14 protein-coding genes are annotated in these 19,761 nt (G+C 46.0%); 8 read left to right on the top strand and 6 right to left on the bottom strand.

Annotation, left to right across the window (positions count from 1 at the left end; all coding sequences use genetic code 11):
• Positions 1 to 40: 40 nt before the first annotated feature.
• The 3 genes from N4J56_RS17905 to N4J56_RS17895 all read right to left on the bottom strand — a co-directional run bounded on the left by N4J56_RS17905 (position 41) and on the right by N4J56_RS17895 (position 1,440).
• Complete coding sequence (locus tag N4J56_RS17905; RefSeq protein ID WP_317107664.1) at positions 41 to 175, bottom strand: hypothetical protein; 135 nt, start codon at positions 173 to 175, stop codon at positions 41 to 43.
• 243 nt (positions 176 to 418) lie between these two features.
• A complete protein-coding gene (locus N4J56_RS17900) occupies positions 419 to 1,252 on the bottom strand; it encodes a cobalt-precorrin-6A reductase (protein WP_317107663.1) in 834 nt (277 codons plus the stop codon).
• A complete protein-coding gene (locus N4J56_RS17895) occupies positions 1,249 to 1,440 on the bottom strand; it encodes a hypothetical protein (RefSeq protein WP_317107662.1) in 192 nt (63 codons plus the stop codon). The genes N4J56_RS17900 and N4J56_RS17895 overlap by 4 nt, the downstream gene beginning before the upstream one ends.
• Before the next feature lie 390 nt (positions 1,441 to 1,830).
• On the opposite strand from N4J56_RS17895, the gene N4J56_RS17890 reads away from it, so the two are divergent.
• From N4J56_RS17890 to N4J56_RS17880, 3 genes are all read left to right on the top strand, one after another.
• Positions 1,831 to 4,383 carry a mannose-1-phosphate guanyltransferase gene (locus N4J56_RS17890; RefSeq protein ID WP_317107661.1) on the top strand — a complete coding sequence of 851 codons (2,553 nt, stop codon included), beginning with the start codon at positions 1,831 to 1,833 and terminating at the stop codon, positions 4,381 to 4,383.
• Between the two features lie 118 nt (positions 4,384 to 4,501).
• Positions 4,502 to 4,984 (top strand): single-stranded DNA-binding protein, encoded by a 483-nt coding sequence (locus N4J56_RS17885; protein ID WP_317107660.1) that lies wholly within the window; start codon positions 4,502 to 4,504, stop codon positions 4,982 to 4,984.
• A gap of 196 nt (positions 4,985 to 5,180) precedes the next feature.
• Entirely contained in the window at positions 5,181 to 7,070 is a 1,890-nt protein-coding gene (locus tag N4J56_RS17880; RefSeq protein WP_317107659.1) for an ABC transporter ATP-binding protein, read from the top strand.
• Positions 7,071 to 7,342: 272 nt separating this feature from the next.
• Here N4J56_RS17880 and N4J56_RS17875 read toward each other — a convergent pair whose 3' ends face one another.
• Positions 7,343 to 7,570, bottom strand: coding sequence for a hypothetical protein (locus tag N4J56_RS17875; protein WP_317107658.1), 228 nt, complete (start codon positions 7,568 to 7,570; stop codon positions 7,343 to 7,345).
• Positions 7,571 to 7,698: 128 nt separating this feature from the next.
• Between N4J56_RS17875 and N4J56_RS17870 the strand changes: the two genes are divergently transcribed.
• The gene (locus tag N4J56_RS17870) at positions 7,699 to 8,376 is read left to right on the top strand and encodes a response regulator transcription factor (RefSeq protein ID WP_015155372.1); all 678 of its coding nucleotides are present in this window, start codon (positions 7,699 to 7,701) and stop codon (positions 8,374 to 8,376) included.
• Positions 8,373 to 9,632 carry a sensor histidine kinase gene (locus N4J56_RS17865; protein WP_317107657.1) on the top strand — a complete coding sequence of 420 codons (1,260 nt, stop codon included), beginning with the start codon at positions 8,373 to 8,375 and terminating at the stop codon, positions 9,630 to 9,632. The genes N4J56_RS17870 and N4J56_RS17865 overlap by 4 nt, the downstream gene beginning before the upstream one ends.
• Positions 9,633 to 9,651: 19 nt before the next feature.
• Here the strand turns inward: N4J56_RS17865 and N4J56_RS17860 are convergent, their stop codons facing one another.
• A complete protein-coding gene (locus tag N4J56_RS17860) occupies positions 9,652 to 11,979 on the bottom strand; it encodes a nitric-oxide reductase large subunit (protein WP_410500527.1) in 2,328 nt (775 codons plus the stop codon).
• Between the two features lie 745 nt (positions 11,980 to 12,724).
• Here N4J56_RS17860 and N4J56_RS17855 point away from each other — a divergent pair.
• Positions 12,725 to 13,345 carry an HMA2 domain-containing protein gene (locus tag N4J56_RS17855; protein WP_317107655.1) on the top strand — a complete coding sequence of 207 codons (621 nt, stop codon included), beginning with the start codon at positions 12,725 to 12,727 and terminating at the stop codon, positions 13,343 to 13,345.
• 40 nt (positions 13,346 to 13,385) lie between these two features.
• On the opposite strand, the gene priA is transcribed toward N4J56_RS17855, so the two are convergent.
• The gene (priA, locus tag N4J56_RS17850; RefSeq protein WP_410500351.1) at positions 13,386 to 15,956 is read right to left on the bottom strand and encodes a primosomal protein N'; all 2,571 of its coding nucleotides are present in this window, start codon (positions 15,954 to 15,956) and stop codon (positions 13,386 to 13,388) included.
• Between the two features lie 799 nt (positions 15,957 to 16,755).
• Here priA and N4J56_RS17845 point away from each other — a divergent pair.
• Positions 16,756 to 17,958, top strand: a complete 1,203-nt coding sequence (locus N4J56_RS17845) for an RpoD/SigA family RNA polymerase sigma factor (RefSeq protein WP_317107653.1) — start codon at positions 16,756 to 16,758, stop codon at positions 17,956 to 17,958.
• Positions 17,959 to 18,348: 390 nt separating this feature from the next.
• Positions 18,349 to 19,692, top strand: coding sequence for a serine/threonine-protein kinase (locus tag N4J56_RS17840; RefSeq protein ID WP_317107652.1), 1,344 nt, complete (start codon positions 18,349 to 18,351; stop codon positions 19,690 to 19,692).
• The last annotated feature ends 69 nt before the right edge of the window (positions 19,693 to 19,761 follow it).

The following is a 19,761-nucleotide window of genomic DNA, read 5'->3' as shown; positions in this document are numbered from 1 at the left end:
CTTTATGGGCATCAAAACTGATATATTCAATTTTTTACCACTAGTCTTGAGCTTTTTCAACAGTTTCAATAACTGCTAAACCAATTTTAGAAACTGCAAGTAATAGCACCCCTGAGATGAGATAAGCTACTAATAAAATCTGAAGTGCAGTTTCAAAGAAAATGTATGAATTCATGAGAATTCCTCCTAAGTATTAGGATTATATGGCTATGTCTTCCCTACATTCCTCTACTAAATTGCATAGAGATTTGCAGCGAGTATTGACAACTGGCTTGAAAACAAAAAGATAGGAAACAAAGTTATAAAGCTGAAACTTTAATTTCACATTCGGACTACAATTTAACTTAAAAAAGTGACAGAACTGGAACAAAAAAGTAACAAAATTGGGAAAGTTGCGCTCCCCGCCATCAATCCTCAACTATCCAAATAACATGCGGCAAAAATCTAGAGCCACTGATAAATCGCTAGTTTGCTGCAAATATTCAACAGTTGGACGATCGATCGCAATTAAATCGATCCCCAATTCAGCAGCCACAGTCCGCTTCACATCCTCTCCCCCAGGCGCACCAGAAGCTTTAGTCACCACCACAGAAATATGCCATTGTCGCCACAAAGCTGCCTCCAAAGCCGCCGAAATTGGCGGACGCAGACAAATTAAGCGATCGTTAGTAAACCCAGCCTTCAAAGCAGATTCTAAGGCAATTGTGCTAGGTAAAATGCGAGCAAATAAAGTTGCCCGATCCTGCCAAGATTGAAACAGATGCAGAGGTCGATAACCTACAGTTAGTAACACCCGTCGTCCCTGTAAGTAGTCCCCTGACAGCAAAGACTCAAAACTATCAAATTTCCCTTTTGCTGCTCCCTGCGTCAAAACAGGGCGCTCGTAACGTAAATAAGGAATGTTAAAATTGCGACATACTGCGATCGCAGTTTGAGAAATTTCTACAGCATAGGGATGGGAAGCATCCAATACGCCAATTATCCCTTGCTGTTGTACAAATGCTTCGATTTCCAATAAGGTAAAACGCCCCACCCACACTTGCAGACAAGCCGCATCGGGGTAGAGCGCCCGAGCTGATTCCGTTGTGACAGAAATTATACACGGCAAATCAGCCAACGCGATCGTCTCAGCCAATTGAGCGCTTTCCTGCGTTCCACCAATCAGCCACAGAGGAGTGAGGAGTGAGGAGTGAGGAGAATTTTGGATTATTTCTCCCTCAGCTTCCCCAGCTCCCTCAGCTCTCCTACTCATCCCTTCAGCGCTCTTCTAAAATTCTGGCGATAAGACTTATTCGCCACGATCAAAGCAGGCCACAGTAGAGATAATGTTAGCCTGTTGGTAAAAGAGCGAGAAAAGTTAGTTCGGTGAAATCCAGTCCAGAATTTCCAAACACCACCACCATAGGCTACGACCAATAAAAAAGTAATTAAACTACTCATTCCGAATCTACCTCTACAGTTGTCAGTTATCAGTTATCAGTGAAGAAAGGGAGGAGTGAGGAGTACTGAGGGAGCGCAAGGTCGCGCTCGGGAGAAAAATCACTTTGGCTTCTTCCTTATCCCCCTGCTCGTGCGCTCCCTACTCCCTCAGCTCTCTTTTCTAAGTTTAGCTGACACAATTGATACCGCTTCTAGCGCCAATGCAGTTGCTTGAATGCCCGTAGCATGATTAGTTGGAAAGCGTGGTAGGTAGAATCCATCAGCTTGTTGGTGGGATGTAACCTGTGGGAGTGCCGCAAGTGGGAGAGACATAGGAAACTAGATAGAGACTAGCGTTGCTCGAAGTGTTGGCTTTACACCACTAATGGGTGGAACATCTAAGGAGGAATTATGCGCGCAGTACTGATGGCTGGAGGATCTGGAACGCGGCTTCGACCGCTGACTTGCGATCTTCCTAAACCGATGGTTCCAGTGCTGAATCGACCGATCGCAGAACATATTATTAATCTGCTCAAACGGCATCAGATTACAGAAGTGATTGCCACTCTACACTACTTACCTGACGTAATGCGCGACTACTTTCAAGATGGTAGCGACTTTGGCGTACAGATGACCTATGCCGTTGAGGAAGATCAGCCGCTAGGAACGGCAGGCTGCGTCAAAAATATCGCAGAATTGCTCGATCGCACGTTTTTAGTGATTAGCGGTGACAGCATCACAGATTTTGACCTCACCGCAGCCATAGAATTTCACAAACAGAAAAAATCGAAAGCCACTGTAGTTTTAACCCGCGTTCCCAACCCAATTGAATTTGGTGTAGTAATTACAGATGAATCGCAACGCATCCGCCGCTTTTTAGAGAAACCTTCTTCTAGCGAAATTTTTTCTGACACGGTAAATACTGGTACTTATATTTTGGAACCAGAAGTATTGGAATATCTACCAGAAAATCAAGAAAGCGACTTTTCTAAAGAATTATTTCCCTTATTATTGGAAAAAGACGAGCCAATGTATGGTTACATTGCTCAAGGCTACTGGTGCGATGTCGGTCACTTAGATGCTTATCGAGAAAGCCAGTACGACGCACTCGATCGCAAAGTCAAACTCGACTATGCCTACGAGGAGCGGTCTTCAGGAATTTGGATAGGACAAAATACTCACATCGATCCGACTGCCAACCTAGAAGCCCCTTGTTTAATCGGTGATAATTGCCGCATTGGAGCTAGAGTTCAAATTTCTGCGGGTACGGTCATTGGCGACAACGTTACCGTTGGCGCTGATGCCAACCTGAAGCGCCCGATCGTCTGGAATGGAGCGCTGATTGGAGATGAGGCGCACTTGAGAGCTTGTGTCATTTCTCGCGGTACGCGGGTAGACCGTCGCGCCCACGTTTTAGAAGGTGCGGTGGTGGGTTCCTTGTCCACCGTAGGGGAAGAAGCCCTGATCAGTTCCAGCGTCAGAGTTTGGCCCAGCAAGCAAATTGAATCGGGCGCGACGTTAAATATTAACTTAATTTGGGGTCACACCGCTCAGCGCAATCTCTTCGGTCAGCGAGGCGTGACGGGATTGGCAAATATTGACATTACACCCGAATTTGCCGTCAAACTGGGAGCCGCCTATGGTTCGACATTAAAACCAGGGGCGCAGGTGACAGTTTCCCGCGACCAGCGCAGTATTTCTCGCATGGTAACGCGATCGCTAATTGCCGGATTGATGTCGGTCGGGATCAACATTCAAAACCTAGATGCTACCGCAATTCCAATGGCGCGGACTGTAATCTCAACGATGGGAGTGTCTGGAGGCATTCACGTTAGAGTGCATCCCGATCGCCCAGATTACATTTTGATTGAATTTATCGACCCCAAAGGCATCAATATTTCTAAAGCTCTAGAAAAGAAAATTGAAGGGGCTTATTTTAAAGAAGACCTGCGGCGCGTGCAAATTCACGAAATTGGTAATGTCGTCTATCCAACCCAAATGGTATCTACCTACTGCACGGCATTCGAGCAACACCTCAATGTCGAAGCGGTGCGTCACAGTAACTCTAAAGTCGTGATCGACTACTCTTATGCAGTTACTGGGGCAGTCCTACCGCAAATGTTAGCTAAATTCGGCTGCGATGCAGTGGTGTTAAATGCTAGCCTCAAACCAACCGCCGTCAGTGCCGTAGAGAAAGAAGCATTACTGATGCAATTGGGTCACGTCGTCGAAGCACTCAAAGCTAACTTTGGCGTGCAGGTGTCGGCGAATGGCGAACAAATGACCTTAGTAGATGAAGCAGGTATCCCCATTCGGGGCGAAATGCTGACGGCTTTGATGGTCAACATGATGCTGACAGCACACCCCAGAGGCACTGTCGTCGTACCCGTTCACGTTTCTAGCGCTGTAGAGCAAATTGCCCGTCGTCACGATGCGAAAATCATTCGTACCAAGGCAAACCCCACCGCCTTGATGGAAGAATGCCGTCGCACGCCAAACGTAGTTTTAGGCGGAAGTGGAGAAACAGGCTTTATTTTCCCGCAATTGCATCCAGGGTTCGACGGAATGTTCTGCATCGCCAAGCTGATCGAGATGCTGACCATTCAAGAGCGATCGCTTGCCGCTATTCGCACCGAACTCCCCCGCGTCTACCACAAATCTTATACAGTCCGGTGTCCGTGGACGGTCAAAGGGGCGTTGATGCGTCATCTCGTCGAAACCCATCCAGCAGAAAGACTCGAACTGACCGACGGTGTAAAGATTCTCGATCGCCATGAAGATAATTGGATTTTGATCTTGCCAGATGCAGGGGAACCAGTGGTACATTTGTTCGCAAATAGTAACGATCGAGATTGGATAGATGAATCCCTGCGGGAATACCGTCACCGCGTTCAAGAGTTCGTAGAACAAGAACAAGGAGTGGAGCCATCCGTCTCATCTCTTGAAGGACTAGAGGCAAGATAGGGATGAAGTATAAAGGAGAAGGACAAGGAAGACAAGGAAGAAATAATCCAAAATTCTCCTCACTCCTCACTCCTCACTCCTCACTCCTCCCTACACCCTACACAAAGGAGACGAAGACATGAACAGCTGTATTTTGATGGCAGAAATTAAAGAAGAACCGCAACTACGTCACGTAAATAACGACAACCTGCTGGCGATCGCCGAAATGATGGTGAGTATTCCTGGGCTACGGGCAGAAGACCCCCCAGCGACTGTAAGAGTTGTCGGTTGGGGCAAAATGGCAGACGAAATTCAGCAAAACTACCACAAAGGCGATCGCGTCATTATTGAAGGTCGTTTAGGTATGAATACTGTAGAGCGACAAGAGGGTTTTAAAGAAAAACGAGCTGAATTAACCGCACAACGCATTCACAGGCTGGATGGTGTTAACCTCACCAGCTCCGCCACCGAACGGGAAGAAACAAGTAGCTACATCCCGCCAGCGCCCCAGCCGCGTGCTTCAGCGCCCGTCGAAAGACAACCCACCCCTGTCGCCGTAGCCGCACCGCAAGAGTCGCCTAAGCCACCTGTAGAAGTCGATGAGGATGATATTCCGTTTTAGAGGGGTGAGAAGTGAGGAGTAAGGAGTGAGGGGGACAGAGAGACTCTTAGGAACTCTCGAAGACTTGAGAGAAATATTCAACTGTCAATTAACAACTAACAACCCACACTCTTTCTTGACTCTTCATCCCTCACTCCTCACCCCTAGCCCCTTCTGTTAAGATCCAGTTAATTTATCGATCGCCCCGCTAACTCCTATGAGTGATGTCCTCACAGTTCGCGATTTGCAGGTAGAGTTTGCTACAGATGACAATAGACTCATTAGAGCTGTTAATGGCATCTCATTTGAACTGAAGCGGGGACAAACCCTGGGAATTGTTGGGGAATCGGGTTCGGGTAAGTCAGTCACTTCCCTGGCGATGATGGGACTGATTCCGACTCCTGGGAAGGTGACGCAGGGGCAAATCAAATTTTGGGCAGCAGACGGGCAGGCAGTAGATTTATTGCAACTATCTCCTGCCCAGATGCAGAAATATCGAGGCGATCGCTTGGCAATGGTGTTCCAAGAGCCGATGAGCGCCCTCAACCCAGTCTTTACAATTGGGTTTCAATTAACTGAAGCCATTCGCTTGCACCAAAACGTATCTCAAGCTGAAGCCCGTCGTCAAGCAACTGCGCGGTTGCAGGAAGTAAAACTTTTACCCAGTGACGAAGAGTTACAACAGAAATATTTCGCCACCGTCAAGCAGCCAAATACATCGGCACGCCAAATTCAAACTTGGGTCAACCAACAAAAACTTGCCATACTCGATCGCTATCCCCACGAGCTATCAGGAGGGCAATTACAGCGGGTGACAATTGCAATGGCAATTTCCTGCAATCCCGCCATTTTGATTGCTGACGAGCCTACCACAGCCCTAGACGTGACCGTACAAGCGACGATTATGGACTTGTTGCGGGAATTGCGCGATCGCCGTCAGATGTCGATGATGTTTATTACTCACGACTTGGGATTGGTAGCAGAAATTGCCGATGCGATCGCGGTGATGTACAAGGGGAAAATTGTCGAATACGGTGCGGTAGAGCAAATTTTTTCCCAACCCCAACACCCTTACACGAAAGGCTTATTAGCCTGTCGTCCGGCGCTAAATTCCCGACCGCAAAAACTCCTGACAGTTGCCGACTTCATGACGGTAAGGGAAACCCCTACGGGAGAATTGGAAATTGAGTCAAAACAACCGCAATATCCCGCTTTAATTCCATCAGAAGCCACTCATCAAAGGTTAGACCAACTACAACAACAGCCACCGCTATTAGAAGTCAAAAATCTTCAAGTTGGCTTTCCCATGCGTGGAGGTTTCGGTCAAACAAAGCGCTATTTCATGGCAGTCAATGGCGTGGAGTTTCAAGTTTATCCAGGAGAAACTTTGGGATTAGTCGGTGAATCTGGTTGCGGCAAAACAACTTTGGGTAGAACGATTTTACGGCTGATTCAACCGATTGGTGGAAAAATCTTTTTTGCCGGGAAAGATGTTACCACTCTCAAAGGCGAACAGTTACAGCGACTCCGCCGAGAAATGCAAATCGTGTTTCAAAATCCATATAGTTCTCTCGATCCTCGGATGAAGATTGGCGATGCAGTGATGGAACCAATGTGGATTCATGGCACGAGTAAGACAACGAGACAGCGACGAGAAAGAGCCGCAGAATTTTTAGCTAAAGTTGGGATAGAACCTAAATTGATGAACCGCTATCCGCATGAATTTTCTGGAGGTCAACGGCAGCGGATTTGTATTGCTAGAGCGCTAGCTCTTTATCCTGAAGTTAAATTTATTATCTGCGATGAATCTGTTTCCTCATTAGATGTGTCGGTACAAGCACAGGTACTCAATCTTTTAAAAGAATTACAACAAGAATTAAAGCTTACTTATATTTTTATTTCTCACGATTTGAGCGTGGTGAAATTCATGAGCGATCGCATTTTGGTGATGAATCAAGGACAACTTGTCGAACAAGGGAGTGCTGAAACAATTTACTCCCAACCGCAACAAGAATACACGCGCAGATTAATCGCTTCTATCCCCACAGGTTCGCCAGAAAGAATTCACCAGCGCCAGCAACATATATCAGTGACCAGTGACCAGTGACCAGTCATCAGTAATGTCTATCTAGTTATTAGTAGGGTGGGCAATGCCCACCTTCATTCATGCATTAAAGTTATTAGTTAGTAGGGTGGGCAATGCCCACCTTCATTCATGCATTAAAGTCTCGTTTTGAAAGTATGAAAGACAGCAAACCCTGAAAGATCGGGAGATCGGTATCTGAAATAGTTAATTTTTGAATTGCAACAAGATAAAAGTAGTTGCTCTCACTCTTGAGTCCCTGCGATCGCCAGCGAGTTAGTCAAGTTTAAGATGTTTTACAGTAGCAGCATGAAGACACCAGCGATCGCTCCCCAAAACAGACTCCCAAAGAGAATTCCAAACAAAACTCCCCGAGTCGCGTAGGGATAGCAGTCAATCTCACAGCAATCGATGAGACATTCACCAATGTGGCATTCAGATGTTTGCTCGGATAAGGTGGGATTTAAAGTAATTTCGCTCGTTTGTTCGGATAAGGTGGGATTTAAGGTAATTTCGCTCAGCATTACGTAACTCCAAGCCGAAATAATTTTTTTGTTATTCGCTAGCCAAGATCTAAGATTCAGCTATAACGTAAGCATAGGCAACGAATGTGACTAATTTGTGAAACTTAAATGCGTTCGAGATCGAAGCGATGCGTATTTTGGTAGTCGAGGATAACGAACTCATTGCGGAGACATTAGCAGATGTGCTGCAAGACCAGCATTATGTCGTAGATATTGCCCTCGATGGAGAAGCGGGTTGGCAACAGGCGGAGGCTTTCGACTACGACTTGATTTTGCTAGATCTGATGCTACCTAAGCTCGATGGCATTAGCCTTTGCAAGCGTCTGCGTAGTTCTGGTTATGGAAAACCAATTCTGATGCTGACAGCACGGGACTCGTCGGCTGATAAGATTGTCGGTTTGGATAGTGGGGCTGATGATTACGTGATCAAACCTTTTGATGTCAACGAATTAGCAGCTCGCATCCGCGCCTTGTTACGTCGAGATAGTCCGGGGCGACAACCGATTCTCAGTTGGGGAGAGTTAAAGTTAGATCCCAGCACCTTAGCTGTCACCTATGGCTCCCAAGCAGTTAATGTCACTTCCAAAGAATATCAAATGCTGGAGTTGTTTTTGCGCAACCGCCAGCGGATCTTCAGCCAAGCTGAGCTTTTGGATCGCCTCTGGGCATTAGAAGATTCGCCGAATGAAGAAGTCGTGAGAGCGCACATTAAGCGCCTGCGCCACAAGCTGACAAACGTAGGAGTCCCGAAAGACGCAATCCAAACAGTCCACGGCTTGGGTTATCGCCTCAAGGAGCGATCGTGAATTCAAAAGCTCTCAGATACCGCTTATTTGGCACATATTTGGCAATTATGGCAGTGCTATTAGGTGCGTTTGCAGGAGTGACCTATTGGCTATTTGCTCGCAGTCTCTACTGGGATTTAGACCAGCAACTGACGGCTATGGCAAGAATTGCAGCCTTGAGTCTGAGCAAGCAAAAGCATCCTCAAGTCGATTTGAACGATGATATTTGGGAAGATTTAGAAATTCGCGGCGTGACATTGGAATGGTTCGATGCTAGTGGTAAACCCTTGGCAACACAGGGAAGGCGTAGATCGTCGCTGCCACCCCAAGTGTCTGACTCGGTGCAGCAAATTGGGCAGTTACGCCAGTTAACGATTGCCGTTCGTAGCCCTGACATTCAGAGAGCGGGAGAATTGCAGGGCTACGTTCGAGTCAGTAAATCTCTCAGAACGGTGGATGAGCTGCTGGAAAAGTGGCGCTGGCGGTTGAGTATCGGTCTGCTCACAGAACTAGGTTTGTGTGGATTGGGCGGATTTTGGCTGACGCGGCAAACAGTGCAACCCATCGAACAAAGTCTGATGCGAGTCAAATGGTTTACTACCAACGCCTCTCACGAGCTGAGAAGTCCGTTGACGGTGATTAAAAGTAACATCGGTCTAATTTTGAATCATCCAGAGCGAATTCATGCTGCGGATAAGAAAAGAATAGCAGCGATCGCCTGGGCTGCCGACCAAATGACAAATCTAATTGAGGATTTACTCTTTCTCGCCCGCTCCGACCAAACTCAACAGATACCCCACTCAGCAAAAGTTCCTTTAGATCTAGAGCCAATATTAAAAGGTTTAGTAGAGTCCTTTGAACCCCAAGCTCAAGCAAAAGAAATTCTCCTAACGTCAGATTTAACTTCAGGGCTATATATATTGGGGGACATCGCTCATATCAATCGACTGTTCTCTAACTTAATTGCCAATGCAATTCAATACACCCCAAAGGGTGGGCAAATCTGGGTGATAGCACGTACTCAAGGCACGCAGATCCAGATTGACGTTCGAGATACTGGAATTGGCATTGCGACAGAAGATAGGGATCGAATTTTCGATCCCTTTTGGCAGGCAGATGAGGCTCGCTCCTATCATTCAGGCGGTTATGGCTTGGGTTTAGCTATTGCCAAGACAATTACGACGCAGCACTCAGGCAAGATTTATGTCAACAGCGAGTTGGAGCAGGGAACAACCTTCACAGTCGTTTTACCCCTGTCGTTCTCAGTGATGTCTTAGCGGTCGTTTGAGCTAAACCCTAGAACTTCGTGCTGCGAGCCGCGATCGCCTTTGGTAACTCCGGTGGTGTCGTTTTTGCCGTTTTGACCGGAAAGCGAAAGACAGCAACGATCGCTCTCACCGTAAACACAAACATTGTCAACGCACCGATCGCAAAAATAATATCACCTGGAATCCGCAACCATACAGTCCATCGCATCCACGGGCTACTAATCACCTCAGCACTACGAGCATACCAAGTGCCGCGATCGATCGACTGCGCCAATTGGTAGAAGCCATTGGGAATTAGTCCTAAAACCAGCATTCCAACTAAACCGCCATTGATCGTCCAGAAGCTAAAACGCAAGAGCCGCTCGTTCCAAGCCCGTTCTGGCACAAATTCCCGCAAGGCAAACAACATCAGCGCTAGAGCTAAACAACCATACACGCCAAACAAAGCAGAATGGGCGTGAATTGGAGTCGTGTTCAGTCCTTGAGAATAATACAAGACAATCGGAGGGTTAATTAAAAAGCCAAACACTCCCGCACCGATTAAATTCCAGAAACAGGTGGCAATGAAAAAGCGTAGCGGCCAACGGTAAAACCCTTCTGCTTCCTGAGATAGTCTTAGGGTTTTCAAAACTTCAAAGCCAATCAGTGTCAGGGGTACGACTTCCAGCGCCGAAAACACCGCTCCCATCGCGGCAATAAATGTCGGCGTACCGGAGAAGTACAGATGGTGCAAAGTGCCGATTACCCCACTGCCCAAGTACAGAATCGTGGTGAGATAGGTGGCGCGTAATGCCGAGGATTTCTTGAGGAATCCCAGTTCGCTACATAAATAGGCAATTACCACTGTTGCAAACACCTCGAAGAAGCCTTCCACCCAGAGGTGAATTACCCACCAGCGCCAATACTCGGCAATGCTCAGGGAGGTGTGGTTGGTATAGGCTAACCCTACTGAATAAAACAGGGGAATCGTAATGGCACTGTAGAGGAAAAAGTGACTCAACCCCGTCGGAGTTTTTTCCTGTTTCAGGGCAGGCTTGAAGGCACGGTACAGCAGCCACAACCAAAAGACCATGCTGCCAATCAACAGCAGTTGCCAAACTCGCCCTAATTCAATGTACTCGTAGCCCTGGTGTCCCCAAAGGAAGCTATCTTTTACGTCTAGCACCCCTGTCACGGCTTGCCAAGTGCCAACGATCGAGCCGACCACCACGATCGCCAACGCTCCCAGCAGCACGGTATTACCCAAAGCTTGATACTTCGGTTCGTACTGACCGAACCGAGGCGCAAAATATAATCCAGCCGCTAACCAACAGGTGGCAATCCAAAATAAAGCGAGTTGCAGATGCCAGGTGCGCGAGGCGGCGTAGGGGAGGAATTGAATCAGGGGAAGACCGTAAAATCCTTCACCTTCGACGGCATAGTGTGCGGTAAACATTCCCATTAAAATTTGCACCAGAAACAATGTCATCGCTACGCCAAAAAATAACGAGGTTACTTTCTGGCTGGGTGTAGGAATGCGGACGGCTGGACGAGCCGGAACGGGCTGGACTTCATCTGTTTCTTCTTGCGTCAGGTAGATAAATAGAAACACGCCAATGCCCGCAATTAGAACCACCACCGATAGGATCGACCAGGTGATAAACTGTCCTGGGGCTTGATTACCAATCAGGCGATCGGCGGGCCAATTCGCCGTATAGGAAAAAGGAGCATTGGGGCGATTGGCAGATGCTGCCCAAGCAGTCCAGGCAAAGAAGCCAGTGACATTGCGAATTTGGGTATTGTCTTTGAACCAGCCATCAGGAATAGAGTGGATGGCAGAACCATGAGCCAATAGCGGCTGATAATCTTGAAAAACTTGTTTCAAGCCTTGAGTTTGAGCATCCGTCAGGAGTAGCGTACGGGTTTGGGGATCGTAGCGGTTGGTCTTGAACTGCTCGCTTACCTTTGCTGCCAAACTGGCTCTTTCGGGAGCGGGTAAAGCATCCAAGTCTGCTTGAGAAAAATCTGGCTGACTGTTATAGAGAACGCCAGCAGTGCTTAATCCCCATCGGTGCAGCACGTCAGCCGTCCAATCGGGCGCGAGATAGCTGCCATGTCCCCAAATACTGCCAATGTGTTGCCCGCCGCGAGCCAGATAGATTTCTTGTCCCGCTTGAATCTCTGCTCGCGTCAGGATAATTTCTTGTTGCGGGGATTGCACTACATCGGGAACGGGTGGAGCATTTTTCCAGATTGCTGCTCCGGCAGCTAGCAAGGTTGTAAAGGCAATGATGCAGATGAGTACTAACCAGGCAGGTAGGCTGAGCGATCGCCCTCCAGTTGCGGCGCGATCGCCCACCGATATAGAATCAGTCATTGCCGCACCTCCAAATAAAGATAAAAGAATGCCGATCGCGAATCGAATCGTGCAAGTCGAACTCAGTTCAACCCACATTCGCACTCGCAACCTTCATCTCGGTCGTACTTTTAGTTTGACAAACCTGCTTGCTAGCATCTCTGAGCTAGCTCATAGTTTGATACTTGGGTTAGAAAAATCACATCAAATTGAGCGGATCGACATCGATAGTCAAACTCACATTATGAGGACAAAGCAATCGCGTAGATTTTCTATTTCAATAGCGATCGCTTCATGTCGTTCGTTGATAAAAAGGAGGGGTAAATTAGGTAAAAGAGCGAACAGAAAATAGCTACTACTATAATATAAATAGCATTCCAGACAGTAAGAGTAAGAAAGAACTCTGATGAGATCGATAATTAAGCTGCTCATTTCTACTACTAAGAGAAACAAGTTTCCGCTCGGTTTAACATCTCTTGTTAGTTGTTTATAAGCAGACGCTATACATCATAAAAGTTTTTCTATAAATTAGATTTTTACAAGCTTATTTGTAGTCTTGCTTGCTAAGAAAATCTAGTCCATCAGATAGATGATCGAGCAGAAACGTAATGCAATATTGAAGCTAAAGCAAGATTGACAGTTTCAGTAACTTAGTTCTCCCTCTGGCACTCTAGAGGATGTAATAAGGAGAGAAATAGAGTTTAAAGCCAGAAAAAGGAGAAATCCAAAAAAATTGATATTTTCTCCTTAAAGCGGAACCGGAAGCATGAAATTTAGAAAACTCTTTAATCGGGAGCAACAATCTACAAAAACGCTCTCTTCAAACCTAGAAGAAAATGCCACACTGCCCCAAGAAATACCTCATAAGATTGCTCATGAGGTTCCTGGACGCATCCGATTTACTATTCCTCGCATAGCAACAGATTCCGAGTATACCGATAAACTCAAGGCGTTAATAGAATCCGATACTCGAATTAAAGATTTTCGGATTAATAAACAGGCTGCATCTATTACCGTTAATTATGAAGCAGATGCGATCGCAAACGAGCAAATGCGATCGCATCTAATCGATCTAATTCAAATAGCCCCGAATATAGATGAGCCAAAGAACGCAACAGCAAGAACGATTTTGGCGGCAATATTTGATGCTATTATCAGTTTGATTGACAGTGTACGCAACGTCAATAATGCTCGCAAAGGCATTGCATATGGGCGGTTTAAGACAGATACCTGGGAGCGCTTACTGTCCAAAGCTAGAAATATGACGAAGGGACTAAAATCAACCAGCATGTTTGTCTTACCCAAACGCTCTTTAGATGCAACTAATACCGAAAAATTACCAACAGTTAATAAAGAGCGAGCTAGCGATACAGACAAAGATAGCTAGTAAGTAAGTCAAAAGTTAAAAGTCAAAATCCCATAATAAATCACATCAAATTGAGCGGATCGACATCGATAGTCAAACTCACATTATTAGGACAAAGCGATCGCACCTGCTGCCAATTGGGTAACACTGGTTGCAGATCTGGAGCAATCTTCAGCAGAATTTGCCAACGGTAACGATTAGCTACCCGCAAAATATTCGCTGGGGCAGGACCCAAAATTTCCCAACTAGGCGTAATGTAATTATTTAAATAGGATGCGATCGCTCCAGCTGTATTTTCTACCGCATTTGCCTCAACACTACTCAAACGCAACAAAATCAATCGTCCGTGGGGCGGATAATTCAACGCCACCCGCTGCTGCAACTCCGCCTCTACAAACCCTTCATATTCATGCTGCTGCACGGCTTGAATCACCGGATGATCGGGAGTGTAGGTTTGTAAAATCACTCTACCAGGATCGTCACCCCGTCCTGCCCTTCCCGCTACCTGAGTTAAAGTTTGAAAGGCGCGTTCTGCGGCTCTGTAATCAGGTAAGTGCAACAATCCATCCGCCGCTACCACACCAATGAGGGTAACTTGGGGCAGATCCAACCCTTTCGTCAGCATTTGCGTCCCAATTAATAAATCTGCCTCCCTGTTGGCAAACTGAGTTAGTAGCGTCCGGTGCGCCCCTTTAGTCCGAGTCGTATCGCTATCAAACCGAATAAATCGCAATTGAGGAAACAATCGCGTAATTTCCTGCGCTACCCGCTGCGTCCCGCTACCAAAAAATTTCAAATAAGGGGAACCGCATTCGGGACAATTACGAGGATGAGATTGACTGTAATTGCAGTAATGACACCGCAACAACTGCGGCGCACCCTCTTCTACATGGTGATAGGACAACGACACGTCACAAGCCGGACACTCCAACACGTAACCGCAACTGCGACAAGAAACAAACGTACTGTGTCCCCGTCGATGGATAAATAAAATTCCCTGCTGTCCCCGTGCTTGTAATTGCTGCAAAGCCTCCAACAGCGAACGACTAAAAATAGAGCGATTTCCCTCCTGAATCTCCTGACGCATATCTACCACTTCTACAGGTGGTAAGGGGCGGGATTGGATGCGTTCTGGCAAGGAGAGGTAATGGGTAGGTGAGTGGTGCGTGGTGTAATTGTGACTTGTGACTTGTGACTTGTGACTTGTAATTGCTCCCTCAGCCCTCTTCCCCCTGCTCCCTGCTCCCTGCTCCCTACTAATCACCCAACTTTCCAAAGAAGGGGTTGCAGAACCCAACACTAAGGGACAGTTTTCTAATTCAGCGCGCCACTGGGCGACGGTACGGGCGTGGTAGGTGGGAATGGGGGAATCTTGCTTAAAGCTGCTGTCGTGTTCCTCGTCTAAAATAATTAAGCCAAGACGGGGTAAGGGGGCAAAAATAGCAGAACGAGTGCCAATAACAACTTGGGGTTCTCCTAAAAGCATTTGTCGCCAGGTATCGTATCTTTCTCCATCTGAGAGGGCGCTATGGTAAACGCATACTTTGCTACCGAAGCGGGCGCGAAAACGATCGGTAAGTTGGGGAGTTAGACCGATCTCCGGTACGAGAACTAGAGCCGATTTGCCTTGACGTAATATGGGCGCGATCGCCTGTAAATAGACTTCAGTTTTACCCGATCCCGTCACCCCATGCAATAAGACGCGATCGCATCCTTCTAGTTGAGTAATTGCCTCTACTGCTTGCAACTGAGCTGCTGTCAGTATTTTTGGCTCGTCTGCTGCTTGCAACACTCCTTGTTCTTGCCGCAGCATTTCCCGTTCTTCAATGACAACATAACCCTTCTGTTCTAATGTCTTGAGGGTACTAGGACTGGCGTTACACAACCGTAACAGTTCGCTCAACCAAATATCGCTGCCCTGCCGTCGCAACACGTCTAAAATTTCCTGTTGTCGAGACGTAATATCTCGTTCTAATCCCGTACTTACCAATGTCACCGCTTTTTGCAACTTGGGGCGTGTCAGGCGGGGTGGTTCTAGATAACTTTCTACCAACGACATGCGCAACAATTCTCGCACTCCCCGATAGGCATTCCTGACTTGCCTTTGCAGGTAAACAAAGCTGTAGTCCTTATTCGGTTGAGCTTGCAGCAGTGCCAAAATTTCTTTCGCCGCCGGAGTGAAGAAAGCATCAACACCAGGTTTGATTTCCCCAATTAGTTTAATCCGACGCTGCGATCGCCCCAGCAGTCCAGGGGGCAAAGCAACGCGAATTGCTGCAATCAAGGGAGTGTAGTAATATGCTGCCACTCGATTGAGTAGCTCCCAATACGCAGGCGGGAAAAAGCCCCGACTCACCACATCCTCAACAGCACGAATTTTGTCTGGCGATAGATCGACGGGAGGCTGCTCTACAAATCGTAAGGCGATCGCTCCAACTTGATTTGCTCCAAACGGCACGCTCAAGATATCTCCCGGCTGCACCGTTAATTGAGTCGGCAACTTATAGATATAGATTTCCTGCGTTCCCGGGCAATCTACCAAAACTTCCAGCCAACGCTGGTTCGTTTGCGATTGGTAGTATCCTTGTAGTTCAGCTACCACAGATCTGCCTGTTAAATTTACCCCGACCATACCTAAATTAGCCTACTACTACAATCGCCCTTGGCGCGACCTGTGGTAATCCATATTACAATTTGCCTACTGAATTCGCAATGAAGGGAGCAGTGAAGAAAGGATGTGGGGTGTGGGGGAGCCAGTGCGGTGCGGAGGCTGCCTCCGTTGAAGCAACTGGCGCTATCAGGGTGTAGGGTTGAATTGTGACTTGTGACTTGTGACTTGGAAGTAGCTCCGCGACTCTCTCTTTCCCCGACTCCCTCAGCTCTCTTCTGACTTCTAATAAGTATTTTCTCCCTATTGGTAGAGATTTAAATGGTTAATTCTATGCCATCCTAATTTTTAGGAACAAATACTTTAAGAAAACTTAATGCATTAGGTTGGCATATGTGTATAATTAGTAACTTTTATTCCTTAGCCTAGCATATATTTAGGAATACTAAACATCCTATTGGCTTGGTATACATCATAACTTTCGGAAGAACTATTTGTTTTTCTGAAATATACAACGAACTTTAACAAAAACTTAATAAGTTTGCCATAAAAAAACAGGAAATCTCTTACTATTTACATTGCATTTCAAACGATAATTAGCCTACGATAAGCATGGTTAGAAAATTTAATAAAACTCTCGCTCTCAATTTACAGTGTTTATTGCCGAGCAAAATTGGTAATAGGAAATACGAATTTGAAAGTTTTTCAAGTTGAGAAAAACTGATAATAAGCTTCTAATAAGAAGATAATTACCCAGAAAAGTTTCAAGCATGAAACTTAATTAAAAATTAAGTAGTCTCCAATCTACCTTGTGCCAGTGTTTATGTACGAAAGAAAGCAGCCGTACCAACACGATCGCTTCCCTACCCCTGAATTCAATAGCGATATAGATATTGCCGAAATAGAGGTAATTACCGCTTTGAATCGAGAAGTCGAATCGGAACCAGAGCAGCTACCCGAGCTAACAGCACCTAATATAGAAGACACAGCGATCGCCTTGACAGAAGGATGGGAGGCTGACGAGCGAGACTTTGATGGGATTGGAGCAGCAAGAGCTTCGGAGTATCAAAAAACTCAGTTTGACGACGCAGTGGGAGCATTTTTTAAAGAAATGGCGCGTTATCCCTTGCTGAAAGCAGACGAAGAAGTAGAATTGGCGCGTCGAGTCCGGTTTTTAGTTGAAGTTGAAGAAATTCAAAGAGGAATACAAAAGCAACTCAAACGTCAACCAAACCGCGAAGAATTGATAGCGGAGTTAGGAATTTCAGAAAAACAATTAGAACACCAACTGTATTTGGGACGAGTGGCAAAGCGGAAAATGATTCGTTCCAATTTACGCTTGGTAGTTTCCATCGCCAAACGCTATTTGAATCGTGGTTTGCCATTTCTAGATCTGATTCAAGAAGGCGCAATGGGACTCAATCGCGCCACAGAAAAATTCGATCCCGACAAGGGATATAAATTTTCTACCTATGCCTATTGGTGGATTCGTCAAGCAATTACACGGGCGATCGCCAATGATGCTAGAACAATTCGACTACCAATTCACATTGTTGAAAAATTAAATAAACTTAAAAAATATCAACGAGAGCTGAAGCAAAAACTCCAACGCAATCCCTCAGAAATTGAATTAGCCGCAGCATTAGAAGTTCCACCAGAACAGCTACGTCAATTACAACAGCTACGGCGCAAAGCTTTATCGCTGAATCATCGAGTCGGGAAAGAGGAAGATACAGAACTAGTCGATCTCCTAGAAGACAACGACGCTCAATCTCCCGAACAACAGATGAGCGAAACCATGATGAGACAGGAAATATGGGATGTTTTAGGTGATGTTCTCACTCCCAGGGAAAAAGACGTAATTTCTCTGCGTTACGGTTTAACGACAAGCGAACCCTGTACCTTGGAGGAAGTCGGTTGTTTATTCAATCTTTCTCGCGAAAGAGTCAGACAAATTCAAAGTAAAGCCATGCGGAAATTGCGCCGTCCTCACATTGCTAAACGCTTGAAAGGGTGGCTATTATAATTTCGATCGCGCAAAGACGCAGAGGCGCAAAGGAATGAAGAGTATCTTCAAGTGCGATCGAGTTTTACAAGAAGATATCTCTTTCTGACATACAATGCATAGCAAAAAGCTACCATTTCTCAGTAACACTTTGCGTCTTTGCGTCTTGGCGTGACAATATCTTAAAATGCCTGATGGATGCTAAATTTATCTTGCGTCCAGCTCAAAGCACCGATACAACTGCAATCTTTGAATTAATTATTGGAACGAACTCGCGATCGCATTTTATCGCCAAATAGGTGCTGAAATTTTGACAGATTGGCGAATTTGTCGCATCACTTTTTGAATGTTAGAGATTAGTTACCATTTTTGTAGGATGCGTTGCACCCTACGATTTATGAGTCACAAAATATGAACTATAGCGATCGCCTCACTTCGCGCTACCAAATTCAACGACAATTGGCAAAAAAAGCCGGACGCAAAACCCTGTTAGGGCGAGATTTAGAAACTCAACAATTAGTTGTTATCAAACTTCTGTCCTTCGGACTAGATTTTGAGTGGGAGGCGTTGAAGTTATTTGAACGGGAAGCAGAAACTTTAAAAGCTTTATCTCACCCCGCCATTCCCAAATATTTAGATTTTTTTGAATTCGATACACCATACAGTAAAGGGTTTGCTCTGGTACAGTCTTATGTAGAAGGAAAATCTTTAGAAACAGAACTCAAGGCTGGACGAACTTTTAGCGAGGCGGAAGTCAAACAATTAGCTAAGTCAGTACTAGAAATTTTGATTTACCTCCACGGACAAAAACCACCCGTCATTCACCGCGATCTGAAACCTAGCAATATTTTGCTTGGGGATCGCATCGAGCAAATATATTTAGTCGATTTCGGTTCCGTCCAAACTCTAGCTTCTAAGGAAGGCGGAACTATGACAGTCGTGGGGACATACGGTTATATGCCACCCGAACAATTTGGCGATCGCGCCGTTCCCGCCTCCGATTTATATAGCTTAGGTACAACTTTAATTTACTTGGTTACGGGGACTCATCCCGCCGATTTACCACACAAAAACGGACACATTCAATTTGAATCGGTGGCAAATTTGAGTCCTGAATTTACCCGCTGGTTAAAGTGGATGACCGAACCAAATTTAGATCGGCGCTTGAGTTCGGCTCGGGAAGCGTTGGCAGCGTTAGAACAACCTGTAAGTATCGTACCGACAATTTCGCAACCGTTTGGGAGTAAAATTAAATTCCATCAAGATGCCAATTCTGTAGAAATTTTGCTTCCTAGCAAAGGTTTTAGTCCTGAAATTGTCTCTTTAAGCTTATTTGCGATCGCCTGGAATTCGTTTTTAGTATTTTGGCTAGCCTCGGCTCTCATAACAGCACCAATGGGCATGAATCTCTTCTTCGCCTTATTTTCACTTCCTTTTTTAGGCGCGGGTGCGAGTATGGTTTGGCGAATTCTTTCAGCTTTATTTGGTAAAGTCCGAATTAGTTTAGATCGTAACTATATTTCTCGCAGTTACGAAATGTTGGGTTTTCAGTTCAAACAGCCGCGCCATCAAATACCGAGACAAGAGATCGAAAAACTCGCGATCGCATCTTTTGGCAATGTCTCCCGCTTGACAATTTGGGCGGGAACCAGAAAATACGAACTCGGTAACGATGGTTCCATCTCTCCATCAGAAATTAACTGGCTAGCCCAAGAACTCAGCACCTGGCTGAAAATACCAGTTACCAAGTCGTAAGTCGTAAGTTGGAATTAACTGCTCCCTGCTCCCTATTAACGAAGTTATCGCACCCCATCTATGATTAAT

The organism is Chroococcidiopsis sp. SAG 2025 (genome assembly GCF_032860985.1).
In the GTDB taxonomy this organism is placed as follows: domain Bacteria; phylum Cyanobacteriota; class Cyanobacteriia; order Cyanobacteriales; family Chroococcidiopsidaceae; genus Chroococcidiopsis.
The sequence above is the reverse complement of the archived record's forward strand: the minus strand, read 5'-3'. Positions and strand labels throughout refer to the sequence as shown.